Annotated in this window: 12 protein-coding genes; 5 read left to right on the top strand and 7 right to left on the bottom strand. The window is 75.4% G+C overall.

The features are described 5' to 3' along the window. Window positions 1-90: 90 nt before the first annotated feature. Complete coding sequence (locus ACLQ22_RS13450; protein ID WP_425692557.1) at window positions 91-1,242, top strand: cysteine desulfurase family protein; 1,152 nt, start codon at window positions 91-93, stop codon at window positions 1,240-1,242. After that, window positions 1,239-1,472: a sulfurtransferase TusA family protein gene (locus ACLQ22_RS13445; protein WP_425692556.1), complete on the top strand. Its 234-nt coding sequence runs from the start codon at window positions 1,239-1,241 to the stop codon at window positions 1,470-1,472. The genes ACLQ22_RS13450 and ACLQ22_RS13445 overlap by 4 nt, the downstream gene beginning before the upstream one ends. Window positions 1,473-1,582: 110 nt before the next feature. On the opposite strand, the gene ACLQ22_RS13440 is transcribed toward ACLQ22_RS13445, so the two are convergent. The 3 genes from ACLQ22_RS13440 to ACLQ22_RS13430 form a co-directional block, all read right to left on the bottom strand. After that, on the bottom strand, window positions 1,583-2,560 hold the full coding sequence (locus tag ACLQ22_RS13440; RefSeq protein ID WP_425692555.1) for a carbohydrate kinase family protein: 978 nt from the start codon (window positions 2,558-2,560) through the stop codon (window positions 1,583-1,585). Between the two features lie 169 nt (window positions 2,561-2,729). Further along, the gene (erpA, locus tag ACLQ22_RS13435) at window positions 2,730-3,098 is read right to left on the bottom strand and encodes an iron-sulfur cluster insertion protein ErpA (RefSeq protein WP_007072244.1); all 369 of its coding nucleotides are present in this window, start codon (window positions 3,096-3,098) and stop codon (window positions 2,730-2,732) included. 163 nt (window positions 3,099-3,261) lie between these two features. After that, entirely contained in the window at window positions 3,262-4,401 is a 1,140-nt protein-coding gene (locus tag ACLQ22_RS13430) for a glycerate kinase (RefSeq protein WP_425692769.1), read from the bottom strand. A gap of 68 nt (window positions 4,402-4,469) precedes the next feature. Here ACLQ22_RS13430 and nadA point away from each other — a divergent pair, with 68 nt between their 5' ends. The 3 genes from nadA (at window position 4,470) to ACLQ22_RS13415 (ending at window position 7,919) form a co-directional block, all read left to right on the top strand. Then, a complete protein-coding gene (nadA, locus tag ACLQ22_RS13425) occupies window positions 4,470-5,669 on the top strand; it encodes a quinolinate synthase NadA (RefSeq protein WP_425692554.1) in 1,200 nt (399 codons plus the stop codon). 212 nt (window positions 5,670-5,881) lie between these two features. Further along, window positions 5,882-7,237: a UDP-N-acetylglucosamine 1-carboxyvinyltransferase gene (murA, locus tag ACLQ22_RS13420; protein WP_121400460.1), complete on the top strand. Its 1,356-nt coding sequence runs from the start codon at window positions 5,882-5,884 to the stop codon at window positions 7,235-7,237. A 73-nt stretch (window positions 7,238-7,310) separates the two neighbouring features. Next, window positions 7,311-7,919, top strand: coding sequence for a DUF3043 domain-containing protein (locus tag ACLQ22_RS13415; RefSeq protein ID WP_425692553.1), 609 nt, complete (start codon window positions 7,311-7,313; stop codon window positions 7,917-7,919). 58 nt (window positions 7,920-7,977) lie between these two features. Here ACLQ22_RS13415 and ACLQ22_RS13410 read toward each other — a convergent pair whose 3' ends face one another. The 4 genes from ACLQ22_RS13410 to ACLQ22_RS13395 all read right to left on the bottom strand — a co-directional run bounded on the left by ACLQ22_RS13410 (window position 7,978) and on the right by ACLQ22_RS13395 (window position 13,778). Then, on the bottom strand, window positions 7,978-8,940 hold the full coding sequence (locus ACLQ22_RS13410; RefSeq protein WP_425692552.1) for an ABC transporter ATP-binding protein: 963 nt from the start codon (window positions 8,938-8,940) through the stop codon (window positions 7,978-7,980). Continuing rightward, window positions 8,937-9,752, bottom strand: coding sequence for an ABC transporter permease (locus ACLQ22_RS13405; RefSeq protein WP_425692551.1), 816 nt, complete (start codon window positions 9,750-9,752; stop codon window positions 8,937-8,939). Before ACLQ22_RS13405 ends, ACLQ22_RS13410 begins: the two co-directional genes overlap by 4 nt. Beyond that, window positions 9,745-10,596 (bottom strand): ABC transporter permease, encoded by an 852-nt coding sequence (locus tag ACLQ22_RS13400; RefSeq protein WP_425692550.1) that lies wholly within the window; start codon window positions 10,594-10,596, stop codon window positions 9,745-9,747. The genes ACLQ22_RS13405 and ACLQ22_RS13400 overlap by 8 nt, the downstream gene beginning before the upstream one ends. A gap of 2,882 nt (window positions 10,597-13,478) precedes the next feature. After that, the gene (locus ACLQ22_RS13395; RefSeq protein ID WP_425692549.1) at window positions 13,479-13,778 is read right to left on the bottom strand and encodes a hypothetical protein; all 300 of its coding nucleotides are present in this window, start codon (window positions 13,776-13,778) and stop codon (window positions 13,479-13,481) included. Between the last annotated feature and the right edge of the window lie 1,249 nt (window positions 13,779-15,027).

Here is a 15,027-nt window from a genome sequence, read left to right as displayed (position 1 = left end):
ACTCGACCATGACGGGCTGGACCGTGTTGGGGTCGCTGTCGGCCCCCATCGGGGGGATCTTGGGCATACCGGCGCGATACGTTGGCTGGCGTGAGCGCATCCCCGGTCTACCTGGACGCGGCCACCGCCGCGCCGCTGCATCCGGTCGCCCGACAGGCGCTGCTGGCCGCCCTCGACGACGGCTGGGCCGACCCCGGCCGGCTCTACACGCAGGCCCGCCGCGCCCGTCAACTCCTCGACGCCGCCCGCGAGGCCTGCGCGCAGACGCTCGGCGTCCGCGCCGACGAGCTGTCCTTCACCCCCAGCGGTACGGCGGCCGCGCACGCCGCCGTGCTGGGGGGCCTGACCGGCCGGCGTCGGGTCGGTCCGGCCCTGGTGCACTCCGCGATCGAGCACTCGGCGGTGCTGCACGCCGCTGAGAAGCACGTCGCGGCGGGCGGCGCGGCAACGTCCGTACCGGTGGACCGGCTCGGCCGGCTCGACCTGGACCGCTGGGCGGCGGCGGTCCGGGCGCCGGGGGTGGCGCTGGCCGCGCTGATCGCCGCCAGCCACGAGGTCGGCACGCTCCAGCCGGTGGCCGGGGCGGCGCGGGAGTGCGCCGAGGCCGGGGTGCCGCTGTACGTGGACGCCGCCCAGGTGGTGGGCCGGGCCCCGGTGCCGGCGGGCTGGTCGGTGCTGACCGCCAGCGCGCACAAGTGGGGCGGGCCGCCCGGGGTGGGGCTGCTGGTCGTCCGCAAGGGCACCCGCTGGGAGTCGCCCTGGCCGGCCGACGAGCGGGAGGCGGGGCGTACGCCGGGAACGCTCAACCTGCCGGCGGTGGTGGCGGCGGCGGCGAGCCTGCGCGCGGCGGCGGCCGACGCCGGAGCCGAGGCGGCCCGGCTGGCGCCGCTGGTGGCCCGGATCCGGGCCCGGGTGGCGGCCGAGGTGCCCGACGTGGAGGTGGTGGGTGATCCCGACCACCGCCTGCCGCACCTGGTGACCTTCTCCTGCCTCTACGTCGACGGCGAGGCCCTGCTGCACGCGCTCGACCGGCGCGGGTTCGCCGTCTCCTCGGGCTCCTCGTGCACGTCGTCGACGCTGCGGCCGTCGCACGTGCTGGAGGCGATGGGGGTGCTCTCGCACGGCAACGTACGGGTCTCGCTGCACCGGGAGACGTCGGAGGCCGACGTCGAGAGGTTCCTCGCCGAACTGCCCGGCGTCGTGGCGGAACTGCGCGCCGAGGCCGGGGTGGTGGGGCTGTGACGGCGCCGGCGGAGATAGTCGACTGCCGCGGTCAGCGCTGCCCGCTGCCGGTGATCGCGGCGGCCCGGCGGCTGCCCGAGCTGCCCGTCGGCACGGTGCTGCGGGTGCTCGCCGACGACCCGGCCGCGGCGGTGGACATCCCGGCCTGGTGCCGGATGCGCGGCCACGAGTTCCTCGGCACGGTCACCGGCCCCGACGGCCCCGCCTTCGACGTCCGCCGCCGCCACTGACCACGGTGCGCGGGGCCGGCGGGCCCGGGGCGGACGGGCCGCGCCGCCCGGGCCGCCAGGGGTGTTCCTGCCCACTCCCGGCGGCCCGGCGGACACGACCGGCGCCGGTGTTACGGCACGAGGTGCGGGCGGACGTCCTCGGCGGCGACGTCGCCGTACGACTCGGCCAGGCGCTTGACGAACAGGTCGCGGCGGACCTCGTACTCCTGCGTGCCGACGGTCTCCAGCACCAGCGTGGCGAGCAGCGAGCCGACCTGGGCGGCGCGCTCCAGCCCGAGGCCCCAGGAGAGCGCGGTGAAGAAGCCGGCCCGGAACCCGTCGCCGACGCCGGTCGGGTCGACCGCCTCGGTCTCCCGCGCGATCGGCACGTGGATCGGGTCGAAGTCCCGCCCGGCGATCTCCACCCCGTGCTTGCCCAGCGTGGTGACCCGCACCTTGACCCGGTCGAGCAGCTGCGCGTCGGTCAGCCCGGCCTTGCTCTGCAGCAGCGACTTCTCGTAGTCGTTGGTCATCAGGTACTCGGCGCCCTCGATCAGCGCGACGACGTCCTCGCCGTCCATGCGGGCGAGCTGCTGCGACGGGTCGGCGGCGAACCGGTAGCCGCGCTCCCGGCACTCGGCGGAGTGCCGCAGCATCGCCTCCGGGTCGTTCGCGCCGACCAGGACCAGGTCCAGCCCGTCGAGGCGGCGGGCCACCGGCTCCAGCTCGATGTTGCGGGCCTCGCTCATCGCCCCGGCGTAGAACGAGGCGATCTGGCACATGTCGGTGTCCGTGGTGCAGACGAACCGGGCGGTGTGCGCCACCTCGCTGACGTGCACCGAGTCGCAGTCGACGCCGTGCCGCTCCAGCCAGGAGCGGTAGTCGGCGAAGTCCGCGCCGACCGCGCCGACCAGCACCGGGCGCAGGCCGAGCTGCCCCATGCCGAAGGCGATGTTGGCCGCCACCCCGCCGCGCCGCAGCACCAGGTCGTCCACCAGGAAGGAGAGCGAGACCTTGTGCAGCTGGTCGGCGAGGAACTGGTCGGCGAAGCGACCGGGGAAGCTCATCAGATGGTCGGTGGCGATCGAGCCGGTCACGGCGATCTTCATGTCAACCTCGGGGTCGGGAGCAGGGCGCCGGTCAGCCTACCGGCCCGGCCCCCTCAGGATGACCTGTCGGTCGGCCCCGGGTCACCTTCCCGACGGCCCATTCCCGACCGGAAGACGACGGCGGGGCCGCCCCGTGGGACGGCCCCGCCGTGGTCAGCGGAGGTCTGGCTCAGCTGAACGAGTCACCGCAGGCGCAGGAGTTGCCCGCGTTGGGGTTGTCGATGGTGAAGCCCTGGGCGTCGATCCGGTCGGCGAAGTCGATGGTGGCGCCGGTCAGGTAGGGGGCGCTCATCCGGTCGACGACGACCTCGACCCCGTCGTAGTCGGTCACGACGTCACCGTCGAGCGACCGCTCGTCGAAGAAGAGCTGGTACCGCAGGCCGGAGCAGCCACCCGGCTGCACGGCGACCCGGAGCCGCAGGTCGTCGCGGCCTTCCTGCTCGATCAGGGCCTTGACCTTCTGCGCCGCGACGTCGGTGAGGACGACGGACGTGGGGGCCTTGGCCTCGGTCGACTCGGTCTGCGCTGGCGTGGTCACGTGAAATCTCCCTGCGCGGTTGGGTCCGGACGCACTGGCCAACATCTCCTGTCGCCCAGCCATTCCCGGTGTGGTCCAGATCCGATGGTACGCCGCTACGGCCGACCACACCCGTTCGGCGTGACCAGGGCCGCCGCCCGACGCGCCCGGGCACCGGGCGTGGTCAGCGGCTCCACTGCCGGGCGAGCCGGGTGCCGAGCGCCCGCAGCCCCTCGGCCGGGCGTTCCATCGCGGCGGCCAGCCCGCCGCGTTCCTCGCCCCCGAAGTGCTCCACCAGGCTGTACGCGTCGGTCACCCCGGCCGCCCCGGCCTCGCGCCGCCCGGTACTCACCCGGCCCGCGACCACCACGCAGGGCACGCCCCGGTCCCGGGCGGCGCCGGCCACCCCGGCCACCACCTTGCCGCGCAGCGACTGGTGGTCGAACGAGCCCTCCCCGGTGATGACCAGGTCGACCGCGTCGAGCGTGACGTCCAGCCCGATCGCCCGGGTGACCAGGCCGATGCCCGACTCGCAGTGCCCGCCCAGCGCCAGGACGGCCGCGCCCAGCCCGCCGGCCGCGCCGCCGCCGGGCAGCGCGCCCAGCCGTTCGGGGCAGCCGGGCAGGTCCCGCTCCAGCACGGCGGCGAAGCGCTCCAGCGCGGCGTCGAGCAGCAGCACGTCGGCCCGGTCGGCGCCCTTCTGCGGGCCGAACACGTTGCTGGCCCCGTGCAGCCCGAGCAGCGGGTTGTCCACGTCGGTGGCGGCCACCAGGCGGGCGTCGCGCAGCCGGGGCGCGCCGTCGAGGGCGTCCACCGCGCCGAGCGCGGCCCCGCCGTACGGCAGTGCCTGGCCGGTGGCGTCCAGCGGGGTCACGCCGAGCGCGGTGAGCATGCCCGCGCCGCCGTCGTTGGTGCCGGAGCCGCCCAGCCCGATCACGACCGTCCGGGCGCCGGCCTCCACGGCGGCGGCCACCAGCACCCCCAGCCCGTACGAGGAGGTGGTCTTCGGGTCCCGCTCGTCCGCGTCGAGCAGGTGCAGCCCGCACGCCTGGGCGCTCTCCAGCCAGGCGGTCGCACCGCCGTCGGTGAGCAGGATCTCACCGGCCGTGGGGCGGCCCAGCGGGTCGACGGTCGGCACCGGGACCCGGCGCCCGCCGAGGGCGTCGGAGAGCACGTCGAGGAAGCCCGGCCCACCGTCCGACAGGGGCCGGACGAGCAGGTCGTCGGCGGGTGCGACCTCCCGCCAGCCGGTGGCCACGGCCTCGGCGACCTGCGGGGCCGGCAGGGTACCGGCGAACTTGTCCGGACAGAGCAGCACGCGCATGTCGAGCAGTGTGGCAGCACACACCGCTGGAGGCTGCGCCGAGGCCGCACTGTGGGACCATGGGGCACGTGACTTCGACCTGGGTGGAACCCTCCAACACCGCGACGGCACTGCTGCTGCTCGGCCGGGGCAGCGACCCCGCCACGGAGCGCGGCGTCGAGTGTCCGGGTGATCTGCCGGCGCCCAGCGACCCGGACCTGGTGGCCCGGGCGACGGCGGCGAAGGCGGCGCTGGGCAGCAAGGTCTTCGTGCTGGGGCACCACTACCAGCGCGACGAGGTGATCCAGTTCGCCGACGTGACCGGTGACTCGTTCAAGCTGGCCCGCGAGGCGGCGGCCCGGCCCGACGCCGAGTACATCGTCTTCTGCGGCGTGCACTTCATGGCCGAGAGCGCCGACATCCTCACCTCGGACGCGCAGAAGGTCATCCTGCCCGACCTGGCCGCCGGCTGCTCGATGGCGGACATGGCGGTGCTCTCGCAGGTCGAGACCGCCTGGGACGTGCTCACCGAACTGGGCATCGCGGCGGAGACCGTCCCGGTGACGTACATGAACTCCTCGGCGGACATCAAGGGCTTCGTCGGGCGCAACGGCGGCGTGGTCTGCACCTCGTCGAACGCGAAGCGGGCGCTGGAGTGGGCGTACCAGCAGGGGTCGAAGGTCTTCTTCTTCCCCGACCAGCACCTGGGCCGCAACACGGCGGTGCTGGAGATGGGCTTCTCGCTGGACGACTGCGTCCTCTACGACCCGCACAAGCCCAACGGCGGGCTCACCCCGCAGCAGCTGCGCGACGCGCGGATGATCCTGTGGCGCGGGCACTGCTCGGTGCACGGCCGCTTCACGCTGGACAGCGTCGACGACGTGCGGGAGCGGGTGCCGGGGGTGAACGTGCTGGTCCACCCGGAGTGCCGGCACGAGGTGGTCACCGCCGCCGACTTCGTCGGTTCGACGGAATACATCATCAAGGCCATCGAGGCGGCCCCGGCCGGCTCGGCCTGGGCGGTCGGCACCGAGCTGAACCTGGTCCGCCGGCTCGCGCTGGCCCACCCGGACAAGCAGATCATGTTCCTGGACAAGGCCGTCTGCTACTGCTCGACCATGAACCGGATCGACCTGCCCCACCTGGTCTGGGCGCTGGAGGAGCTGGCGGCCGGCCGGCTGGTCAACCAGATCACCGTCGACCCGGACACCGCGCACCACGCCCGGGTCGCGCTGGAGAAGATGCTGGCCCTGCCCGGCGCCGACACCCCGCCGCCGGCAGCGATCTGATCACCGTCCGTAGCGGTATTGGCACGGAAAAGGGTCGGATCGCCGATAAGTACCCTCAGGGGCGATGTGACCGGGTCCATGATCGTCACCGAGGGCTATGCTGCCGGTGCGACGACTCACGCGGGCCGTTTCGACATGGCCGCATTCCGGGTAGCGATGACAATCGCGAGCCCCACCATCAACACGGCAGCACCGACGCGCTGGAGGTTGCGTTGACCGACGACGTCCTGGTCGTACACGGAGGTACTCCGCTCGAAGGGCGGATCCGCGTGCGCGGCGCGAAGAACCTGGTCTCGAAGGCGATGGTCGCCGCGCTGCTGGGTGACAGCCCGAGCCGACTGTTCGACGTGCCGAAGATCCGTGACGTCGAGGTGGTCCGGGGCCTGCTCGGCCTGCACGGCGTCAAGGTCACCGACGGCGGGGAGGACGGCGAGCTCGTCTTCGACCCGGCGAACGTGGAGAGCGCCAGCACGGACCAGATCAACGTGCACGCGGGCTCCAGCCGGATCCCGATCCTGTTCTGCGGACCGCTGCTGCACCGCCTCGGCCACGCGTTCATCCCCGACCTGGGGGGCTGCCACATCGGGCCGCGCCCGATCGACTTCCACCTGCAGGCGCTGCGGGAGTTCGGCGCGACGGTCGAGAAGACCCCGGAGGGGCTGCACCTGTCGGCGCCGAACGGGCTGCACGGCACCAAGTTCGCCCTGCCGTACCCGAGCGTCGGCGCGACCGAGCAGGTGCTGCTCACGGCCGTGATGGCCGAGGGCGTCACCGAGCTGCGCAACGCCGCGGTGGAGCCGGAGATCATCGACCTGATCTGCATCCTGCAGAAGATGGGCGCGATCATCAAGGTGCACACCGACCGGGTCATCGAGATCCAGGGTGTGCCGAAGCTGCACGGCTACACGCACCGGCCGATCCCGGACCGGATCGAGGCCGCGAGCTGGGCGGCGGCGGCGCTGGCCACCCGCGGCCACGTCGAGGTGCTCGGCGCGCAGCAGGCCGACATGATGACCTTCCTGAACATCTTCCGCTCCGTCGGCGGCGAGTACGAGGTCACCGACGCCCGGCCGCCGAAGCTGGGCGACCCGGGCCAGGAGGGCGGGATCCGGTTCTGGCACCCGGGCGGCGAGCTGCGGTCGGTGGCGCTGGAGACCGACGTGCACCCGGGCTTCATGACCGACTGGCAGCAGCCGCTGGTGGTGGCGCTCACCCAGGCCCGGGGCCTGTCCATCGTCCACGAGACGGTCTACGAGCAGCGGCTGGGCTACACCGAGGCGCTCAACTCGATGGGCGCCAACATCCAGGTCTACCGGGACTGCCTGGGCGGCACGCCGTGCCGCTTCGGTCGGCGCAACTTCAAGCACTCGGCGGTGATCGCGGGGCCGAGCAAGCTGCACGCCGCCGACCTGGTCATCCCCGACCTGCGGGCCGGTTTCAGCCACCTGATCGCCGCGCTGGCCGCCGAGGGCACCTCCCGGGTCTACGGCGTGGACCTGATCAACCGGGGCTACGAGGACTTCGAGGCGAAGCTGGCGGACCTGGGCGCGCACGTCGAGCGTCCGTAACGTCGACCACTCCCGTACGCGCCCGGTGCACCGCGATGTGCACCGGGCGCCGTCGTTTGGCTACCCTTTCCGCGTGCCGTCGCTGTTTCGCCGCAAGTCCTCCGACCTCGTCGACGAGGCCGTCACCCCGGTGACCCCCGACGAGGAGTCCACGCCCGCCCAGCCCCGGGGCTACACCCCGAGCAAGAAGGAGCTGGGCAAGGCCACCCCGAAGCGGCCGACCGCCGGCCGCCGGCCGGCCGCGGCCACCAAGCCGTTGACCAAGGAGGAGCAGCGGGAGCGCAAGCGCCAACTGCGCGCCGAGGCGGCGGAGGAGTTCCGCCGTGAGGGCGGCCCCCGCGACCGCGGCCCGGAGCGGCTGCTGGCCCGCAACGTGGTCGACTCCCGGCGTACGGTCGGCACCTGGTTCTTCGGTGGGGCGCTGATCGTGCTGATCGGCTCGAACGCCGCGATGCCGCCGGTCGTCCGCCTGGTCTCCAACATCCTCTGGGGCGCGCTCGCCCTGGGCGTGGTGGTCGACTCGATCCTGATCTCGCGCAAGATCCGCAAGCTGGTCCGGGAGCGTTTCCCGAACACCGGGCAGCGGATGGGCTCGCTCTACCTCTACGCGATCATGCGGTCGATCACGTTCCGCCGGATGCGCGCCCCCGCGCCTCAGGTGAACATCGGCGACCCGGTCTGAGCCTGCCGCGCCGACGGCCCCTCCCGCACCGCGGGCCGGGGCCGTCGCCGTCACGGCGTCAGCGGCTGCGGTAGAGCCGGGCCACCACGTCCTCGATGTCCGGCTCGACGATCGAGACGTCCCGCAGCGCGCCCAGCCCGGCCAGGGCCGCCACCACCTCGGCCACCCCCGCCGACTCCAGCGCGAAGACCAGCCGGTGCCCGTCGGCCTCCTGCCGCTGTAGCGGCGCGCCGGGCAGCGCCGGCGGCTCGGGCAGCGGGGCGTCGAGGTCGGCGACGAGCAGCCGGCGCGACCCGTACCGCTCGTGCAGCGCGGCGATCGACCCGTCGTGCACCACCCGCCCGTGGTCGACCACCACCAGGCGCCGGCAGAGTCGCTCGATGTCGGCCAGGTCGTGCGTGGTGAGCACCAGCGTCGTGTCTCCGGCCCGGCCCAGCTCGGCGAGGAAGCCGCGCACCGCCTGCTTGCTGACCACGTCGAGGCCGATGGTGGGCTCGTCGAGGAAGAGCACCTCCGGGCCGTGCAGCAGGGCGGCGGTCAGCTCGCCGCGCATGCGTTGCCCGAGGGAGAGCTGCCGGACCGGGGTGTCCAGGAACGGGTCCAGGTCGAGCAGGCTCCGGCAGCGGCGCAGCCGGGCGGCGTGCGCGGCGGCTGGCACCCGGTAGACGTGCCGCAGCAGCGCGAACGAGTCGCCCAGCGGCAGGTCCCACCAGAGCTGCGAGCGCTGGCCGAAGACCACGCCGACGCGCAGCGCGAGCCGGGTCCGCTGGGCCACCGGACGCAGCCCGCACACGCGTACCTCGCCGGCGGAGGGCGTCAGCACGCCGGTGAACATCTTGAGCGTCGTCGACTTGCCGGCGCCGTTGGGCCCGATGTAGCCCAGCATCTCGCCGCGGGGCACCCGCAGGTCGATCCCGTCGACGGCGGTGACCCGCCGCTTCTCCCGCCGCAGCCGGCCGGCCCGCACCCGGACGGTGAACTCCTTGCGCAGCCCCTCGGCCACGATCACGTCGTCGCTCATGACCCCGTACTCCGGTAGTGGCGGACCCCGGTGCGCCAGGCCGCCGCCGCCCCGGCGGCCGCGACCAGCGCGACGGCCGGCGCGGCCCAGCCCACCCACGCCGGCAGGCCGAGCGGGTCGGCGCGGCCGAGCAGCGTCAGCGCCGGGTGGTAGCTGACGAAGGCGAAGCCCAGGCCGTACGCGAACACCGCGCGGAACCAGCCCTCGAAGACGGTGACCGGGTACGAGGTGAAGTCCCGGCCGCCGTAGGTCACCGAGTTGGCCAGCTCCCCCGAGTCGACCCACCAGAACGAGACGGTGGCGGTGGCCACGAAGACCGACCCGAAGAAGACCACGCCGGCCAGCGGGGCGAGGACCACCAGCAGGGCCCGCGCCGGGGTCCACCCGACACCGGCCGAGCCGACGGCGACGACCAGCACGGCGAGGCCGAAGACCGCGCGCGACACCTTGCGCAGCGGCAGGTCCATCAGCAGCAGCTGGGGCAGGGCGCCCAGCGGGCGGACCAGCACGGCGTCGAAGAGCCCGGTGCGCACGTAGCGGGGCAGCCGCTCGATGTTGCCCACCAGCAGGTCGGCGACGGCGAAGGCGCAGGTCGAGAGGCCGACCATCACCATCGTCTCGCGCAGCGTGAAGCCGCCCAGTTCCCGCGTCACCCCGAAGATCACCAGCACGGTGAGCACGTCGAAGACGGTGGACCCGACGTTGCCGACCAGGTCGATCGCGAACGAGGTCCGGTACGCCGTCTGTGCACGCGCCTGCGCGCCGAGCAGCGCCCGGTACGCGGCCAGCGTCCCGCCCGACGTGTCAGCCACCCTGGACCACCAGGCGGCGTTCCGCGCGGCGCTGCACCAGCCGGCAGGCGGCCAGGATCAGCACCGCCCAGGCGACCTGGAGGCCGACCAGCCCGACCTGGTCGTCGGTCGGGTCGCGCTCGACCAGCACGTCGAGCGGGGTCTGGAGCAGGCTCGGGAAGGGGGTGCCCCACCAGAGGACGAGTTGGAGCCACTCCGGCAGGAAGCGCAGCGGGAAGTAGAGCCCCGCGAGCACCCCCGAGGCGAGGGTCCAGAGGATCACCGGTCCCCGGACGTCCTGCAACCAGTACGCGGTCGCGTTGACCAGGAAGCGGCAGCCGAAGCAGAGGACCACGGCGACGACGGCGGAGAACGCGAAGATCGGCAGGGTGGACCAGCGGCGGGGCACGTGGACCTCGAAGAAGAGCGGCCCGACCAGCACCGGCGGCAGGAACCGGACCAGCGCGGCGTGGCCGGCGCGGCCCAGGTCGGCGGCGAGATGGCTGGTCACGGGGTGCACGGGCCGGAGCAGGTCGCTGGCGATGTCGCCGGTGCGGATCCGGTCGGCCAGCTCGGTCCAGCCCCAGAGGAGCACGACCGCCAGCAGGCCCTGGCCCACCCAGACGAATGTGGCGAGTTGCCCCCGGTCGTACCCGGCCACCGTGCCGGCCGCGCCCACCGCCGCGAGCAGGACGTAGCACCGCAGGAAGCCGAAGACCGTGTTGGTGACGACGCCCGCCACCGACGCCTGCCGGTACGTGGCGTAACGTCGAAAGCCTGATCCGGTTATAGCCTTAAATGTCCGGAACCATAGGATAACGTTTGGGACGGTGGGCGGTGCCACAGTGGCGGTGAGCGAGCCCACGCCGCTACCCTCCTTCCGCAGCCACGCCGTACCGGAGGGGGCGACTCTACCGGCACGTGGAGCGCCCAGCGCGACAATTTTGCAACGAGGTGACATCGCCGTGAGCGAGCGGACGCGGGCCGGCCACCGGGGCGCCGCCGTGAGCGGACGGACGCCAGCCGGGCACCCGGGCGCGCCCGCCCACCGACGGCGGCCCCGGGGCGTTCCGCCTACCCTCCGTGGCGACGGGGCAACCGGATGAGCCGCTACTCCGACCACTGGCACGACTCCGCCGAACCGGCCTGGATGATCGAGCCCACCACCGAGTGGCACCCGCAGTTCCCCGGCCAGCGCTACGCGGGCGACATGGGCGTCGAACACGCGCCGTCCGCGCCCCGGGGCCGCTCCGCCGTGGGCCGGGCCGAGGTGCCCCCGCTCGCGCCCACCAAACCGGACGGGACCTACATCGGCCGGTCGTGGGACGACCTGCCCGACGGGCGGCCCGGTCGGCAGGACGCGTGGAACGGCCGGCCGGACGGCCTCGACGCGCGGCGGCACGGCGACGAGTCGTACCGCCACCCGCACGCCGAGCCGCGCCGGCCGGACGACCGGCAGTGGCCTCGGCAGGAGCCGCCGCACCGCAACGACCGGGGCGGGTTCGACGCCCCCGGCCGGCCCGTCGACTCCCCCCGGCAGCGCGACCACGCCGGTCCCGACCGCTACGACACCCGCACCCCCCGGTACGAGCCGGCCGGGCGGGACCGTCCCGTCTCCCCCGCCGGCCGGTCCGAGCCGGGCTGGCTCCCGGAGCCCGACGAGGACGCGCCGCCCCGCCGCCCCCCGGCGTACGAGCGCCCGGACGCCGGCCACGAGCGCCGGCCGGATCCGGGCCACGACCACCGGACCGGGCGCGCGCACGACCGTCCGGCCGCCGCCGGCCACGACCGTCGCCCGGAGACCGTCGACGACCGCCAGGCGGACGGTGACGGGCGCCGGCCCCGCTACCAGTGGGCGGCCCCGGCCCCGGAGCCCCGCCCCTCCGACAGCCAACGGGAGCGCCCTTCCGGCGGCCAACGGGAGCACTCCTCCGGCGGGCAGTGGGAGCGCCCTTCCGGCCCGCAGTGGGAGCGTTCGGCCGACTCCCAGTGGGGGCGTCCGGCCGCTCCGCAGTCGGAGCGCTCCGCCGACCCGCAGTGGGACCGCGGCTCCAGCGGGCGGGGCCGCGAGGCCGGCGTACCCGCCGACGGGTGGCCGCGCCCCGACCGGGCTCCCGCCGGGCAGCAGCCACCTCCGGACGATCGACGGCAGCAGCCACCTCCGGACGACCGACGGCAGCAGCCGCCTCCGGACGAGCGCCGGCGGGCGCACGAGGCGGCGCGTGCCGAGACGTACCCGGAGCGGGGTCCGCGCGGGGTTGCCCGGCCGGACGCCCATCGGGAGGCCGAGGCGTACCGGGGGCACCCCCAGCAGGACGGCGGCCTGCCCTGGCCGCCGCCCGGTCCCCTGCGGCCCGGCCACGACCGGGACGCGGCGCGGCGCGCCGAACCCCGCCCCGAGCACCGGCGACCGGCCGAGCGCCCCCAGGACGCCGCGACTCCGCCGTTCCCGCCCGGGTACGACCAGCGGCCGCAATCTCCCGCCTACGGCGCCCCGACCTCCGGGCCGCCGGCGCCCGGACCGGCGGGCTTCCGGGCCCCGGCGGGGGACGTTCCGCTCCCGGGCCGCCCCGTCTCCCCCGCGCCGGCCCGCGACCTGCCGCGCTCCGACAGGCCCGACCCGACCGCGCCGGTCCGCGGCCGGCCGGTGTCGCCCGCCGGTCCTGTCTCGCCTGCCGGTCCGGTCACCGGACCGGTGTCACCCGCAGGCCCCCTCGCCGGGCGGACGCCGCCAGCGGGTCCCGCCCCGGCCCCGGTGTCGCCGGCAGGCCCGGCCGTCAGCCGCCCGGTGTCGCCGGCAGGTCCCGACGGCCGCCACCCGGTATCGCCGGCAGGCCCGGACGCCCGCCACCCATCGCCGGCGAGTCCGGCGGACCAGGTGGTCGGGCGGCCGGTGCCGCCCGCCGCTCCGGCCACCGGCCGCCCGACGGCTCCGGCCACCGGCCGCCCGGTGTCGCCCGCCGGCCCGACCGCCGGGCAGCCCGGAACGTCGGCGCCTGGTTCACCCGCCCCGATCCCCTCGGCCCCCGTTTCCGGCGTGCCCGTGCCCCCGCCGGTGCCGGTACACGGGCCGCCGGCTGCCGGCGCCCGACCTGCGCCCGGGGAACCGTTCCCGCCCGCCGGCCGCACGCCCCGCCCGGCCCCCGAGGACGACGCCACGCCGGTCTCGGCGCCTCCCGGCGACCGACTGCGCCTGGGGTTCCTGCCGGCACCGGAGGCGACCGCCAGCAGGGTGTCCGGCCCGGCCCCGGCGACGACCGCCGACCCGGCCCGGCAGTCGACAGCCAGCACGGTGCCCGGTCCGGCCCCGGAAACGACCGCCGACACGGCCGGTCAGGCGACAGCCAGCTCCGTGTCCGGTCCGGCTCCGGCAGGCCCAGGACCGGCCCGTCCGGACGCACCGACGCCGCACCCGGGCGGCGGGCACGACGAAGCCCGGTCCGTGACACAGCCCGCGACCCCCACGCCGTCAGGGCGGCCGTCCGCCACCCCTCCGGCCGCGCCGCACCGCTCGCCGGAGGACCAGGCAACCGCAGGCACGGCCAGGCAGGACGTCCCGGCAGCGCAGGCGCCCATCGCGCCCGACAGGCCCAGGCGGTACGTCCCGCCACCGCCGAGCGGCCCGCCCACACCGGCCGTCCCGCCACCTCCCCAGGCACCCACGCCGAGTGGGCCGGACGCGTGGTTCCGACCGTCCCGGCCCGTGACCCCGCCCCCGGTCACGCCGGACGAGGCGCGGCCCACCGGTCAGGCTGACGCTCCCCCGGCCGCCACGCAGACCCCGAACGGCAGGCAGACCCCGAACGGCACGGAGACGCTGAACGGCACGCCGACTCCCAGCAGTACGGCGGCGCGGAATGGCGCCTCGGGTCCCAGCGACGCGGCGGCGCCGAGTGGCGCGTCGGCTCCCAGCGACACGGCGGCGCAGCGTGGCGTGTCGACTTCGAGCAGCACGGCGGCACCGGGTGGCACGGTGGCTCCGAACGGCGCGTCGACTCCCGGCGGCAGGTCGAGCGTCGACGCCGTGCCGACCCGGGACGGCGACACGTCGGTGCCGAAGCCTGCCGACGACGGTGCCGCGTCGCCCGAGCCCGCTCACGACCATCCCGAACCGCGGACCGGGGCCGCCCCCGAAGGCCCCGCACCGGTGTCGCCGGCCACGCCACCAGCGTCCGGCCCACCGGTCGTACCGGCCCCGCACACAGCGCCGGCACCGCTCGCATCTCCCCTTTCCGAGCCGGTGTACGGCTCACCCGCTGGGTCGGCATCGCCTGCGCCCGCCCTTCCCGAGCCGGTACCCGGTTCGCCCGCTGGGCTGGCGCCTTCCGTGTCCGTCCCGGTGTCCGGTCCGCCCGCCGGCCCGGCCCCCGCACCTGCGCCGACGTCCCCTGCGCCTTCCGTCCCGGTCCCACCGACCGATCAGGAACCGACGCCGACGTCCCCTATGCCTTCGGTCCCGGTCCCACCGGCCGATCAGGAACCGACGCCGGCGGACCTGCCGCCGATCGCCGCGCCGCCGGAGCAGCCGGTCTCCACCGCGCCCGTGCCACCCGTCCCCGCACCGTCCACGCCACCCGTCCCCGCACCGCCCGCGACGCTCGCCCCCGCAGCGCCCGCAGCGCCCGTGCAGACCGACTCCACAGCGCCCGTCTCCGCACCTCCCGGGGGGACCAACTCCGCGTCACCCGAGCCGCGCCCGGCCTCCGCACCTCCTGCCCGGCCCGTGTCGGCACCACCGTCGGTCCCGGACGTTGCGGCGCCGGTCGTACGCCCGATGTCGGAAGTATCGGCGGAAGCAGCCCGGGCGCAGCCGGCCGTGCCCGATCCGGTGGCGGCGAATGGAACCGCCCCGAAGGCAGCGGCACAGCCCGGATCAGCGCCGTCGGCCTCCCCGCGCGCGACCGACACGGGCACCTCGGCCACACCCACCACGGACCCACACGCCACGACCACCACGCACGAACCGGTCGAGCGGGTGCCGAACGACCGGGCTGAGCCCGCCGGTGGAACACCATGGTTGTCACCGAAGGCTTTTAACGTCCATGGTGTTCCACCCGCCACGGCCGATCCGCGTCCCCTGTCCGCTCCACCCGTTGGCGCTGCGGCACCGGTGTCCGCACCACCGGTCTCCCCCGTCTCCGGCCCTCCGGCGGAACCGGCGGAGGTGCCCCGGACCGGTTCTGCCGTCGAGCCGCCGGCCGGGACGGGCGCGCCGGCCCCGGCCGCACCGGCGCCGCGTCCTGTCGCCGCGCCACCGGCCCAGCCCACCGCCGTGCCACCGGCTGAGCCTGTCCCC

Origin of the sequence: Micromonospora sp. DT178, from assembly GCF_049841695.1 — a bacterium.
In the GTDB taxonomy this organism is placed as follows: Bacteria; Actinomycetota; Actinomycetes; order Mycobacteriales; family Micromonosporaceae; genus Micromonospora.
The sequence above is the reverse complement of the archived record's forward strand: the minus strand, read 5'-3'. Positions and strand labels throughout refer to the sequence as shown.

Coding starts and splice junctions, on each gene's coding strand:
- ACLQ22_RS13410 (WP_425692552.1), bottom strand. CDS start 8,940: ATGAGCGACGACGTGATCGTGGCCGAGGGGCTGCGCAAGGAGTTCACC.
- ACLQ22_RS13440 (WP_425692555.1), bottom strand. CDS start 2,560: ATGAAGATCGCCGTGACCGGCTCGATCGCCACCGACCATCTGATGAGC.
- ACLQ22_RS13430 (WP_425692769.1), bottom strand. CDS start 4,401: ATGCGCGTGCTGCTCTGTCCGGACAAGTTCGCCGGTACCCTGCCGGCC.